This window comes from Actinophytocola sp. (assembly GCF_036555685.1).
Taxonomy (GTDB): Bacteria; Actinomycetota; Actinomycetes; order Mycobacteriales; family Pseudonocardiaceae; genus Actinophytocola.
Genome location: NZ_DATBKY010000156.1, coordinates 1 through 1,989, shown reverse-complemented (window position 1 = coordinate 1,989; position 1,989 = coordinate 1). Strand labels below are relative to the sequence as shown.

The window sequence follows — 1,989 nt, the reverse complement described above, 5'->3', positions numbered from 1 at the left end:
AGGTTGTGCGCGGAGGACTCGCGGGCTCGTTCCTCCCAGGCGAAGACGCACACGGTGGCGATGCCGTCGAAGTTCACCTCGGCGAGGGTGCGGAAGAAGACGTCCCAGTCCACCTCGCCCTGACCGATGTCCAGGTGCTGGTGGATCCGGGCGGCCGAACCGGGCGGGTTGACGATGTACCGCAGCCCGGAGGAGGCGCGGTGGTCGAAGGAGTCGGCGATATGCAGGTGGGTGAGCAGCGGCCCGGCGTACTTCATGATGCCTTCGATGTCGCCGCCCTGGTGGAAGGTGTGCGGGGCGCAGTACAGGAACGAGACCCAGTCCTTGTCGATGCCGCGGATGAGGTCGACGGCCGCCCGTCCGTCCTCGATGAAGTCGTCCGGGTGCGGTTCGAGCACCAGGCGGACACCCTCGCGCTCGAAGACCGGCAGGAGTTCCTCCATCGACCGCCAGAACTGGGCCTCGCTGGCCGCGGCCGCCTCGGGCCGGCCGTTGAACTCCGAGTTCATCGTGTCCACGCCGAGATCCGCGGTGATCTGGATGGCCCGTTTCCAGTACCGGACCGCGGCCCGGCGCTCGTCCTCGTCCGGGCCGGACCACCGGTACAGCGGCAGCACCGACGCGACCTGCACGCCGGCCGCGTTCAGGGCCCGGGAGAACGCGGCGATCTGAGCCCGGTCCGCCCGCGGGTGCAGGAAGAACGGCATGAAGTCGTCCCGCGGCGACAGCTCGATCCAGGAGTAGCCGAGATCCGCGACCAGCGCGGGCAGATCGGCCAGCGGCACCCGGCGGAACATGTAGGGGTCGAGGGCGATTCTCATTTGGCGTAGAACTCCGGACGTTCGGGCAGGGAAACCGCGGTGCGCTGGCCGGTATGGAGCGCCTCGAGGGCGGCGTCCGTGACCACGGCGGCGGCGAAGCCGTCCCAGGAGGTCGGGCCGGTGCAGGTGCCCGCCGCCACCGCGTCGAGCCATTCCTGCAGTTCGGTGTCGTAGGCGCGGATGAACCGGTCGCGCCAGTCCACCGGGACGCGGCCGCTGTACCGGTTTGCGGTGCGCACGGTCACCTCGCTGACGTCGGCGAGGGCGACGGTGCCGGTCTCGCAGACGATCTCGCCGCGGACGTCGTAGCCGTACCGGGCGCTGACGAAGAGCTCGTCGTCGACGAGCGCGCCGCTGGCCGTCTCGAGCAGCAGGATCAGCGGATCCTGCAGGCCGTCGGGGGCGTGGCTGGTGCGGCGCGGCGTCAGCACGCTGGCCGCCACGATCTCCTCGCCGAACAGCCAGCGAACGATGTCTATCTCGTGCACGGCCGAGTCGCTGATGATCATGTCGGTGGTGAACCCGTAGTCCGGCACCGACGGGTTGCGGTGCGCGCAGTGCATCAGCAGCGGCGCGCCCAGGCCAACGTCATCCAGGGTGGCCTTCATGGCCCGGTAGCCGGCGTCGTAGCGGCGCATGAAGCCGACCTGGACCAGCCGGCGGCCCGTGGCCAGCTCGGCGTCCATGATCCGCTGGCAGGCGGCGCTGGACGGCGCGAGCGGCTTCTCGCAGAACACCGGCTTGCCCGCGGCGATCGCGGCGACGACCTGCTCCTCGTGGGCCGGGCCCCAGGACGCGACCAGCACCGCGTCGACCTCGTCGTCCGCGATCAGGGCGGCGGCCGTGTCGTGGGTATGCGCGCCAGGCAGGCCCGCCGCGACCTGCCCGGCGCGCGCCGCGTCGACGTCGTTGACGGCCGTAACCGACCCGCCGGTGAGCACCTGAGTGATCCGGCGGATGTGGTCCTGGCCGATCATCCCCACTCCGATGACGCCGACGCGGACATCCATGGTTACTCCTCTCCGATGCCGAGGCCGCGCAGGTAGGTGTAGGTGCGCTGGGCGATCGGCTTCGGCTGGCCGAAGTCGCACGGGTACATGTCCTGCTCGACCACGACGAACAGGTCCCGGTCGAGAGCACGCAGCGCCTTGGCCACGTCCTCGACGAC

General features: G+C 70.4%; 2 protein-coding genes. Both read right to left on the bottom strand.

Translation table 11 applies throughout. The annotated features are described in order from the left end of the window. A partial coding sequence (locus VH969_RS14920) for a sugar phosphate isomerase/epimerase family protein (RefSeq protein WP_331974401.1) occupies nt 1-821 on the bottom strand: 821 nt, incomplete at its 3' end. Beyond that, a complete protein-coding gene (locus tag VH969_RS14915; protein ID WP_331974399.1) occupies nt 818-1,831 on the bottom strand; it encodes a Gfo/Idh/MocA family oxidoreductase in 1,014 nt (337 codons plus the stop codon). The genes VH969_RS14920 and VH969_RS14915, both read right to left, overlap by 4 nt. Nucleotides 1,832-1,989: the final 158 nt, after the last annotated feature.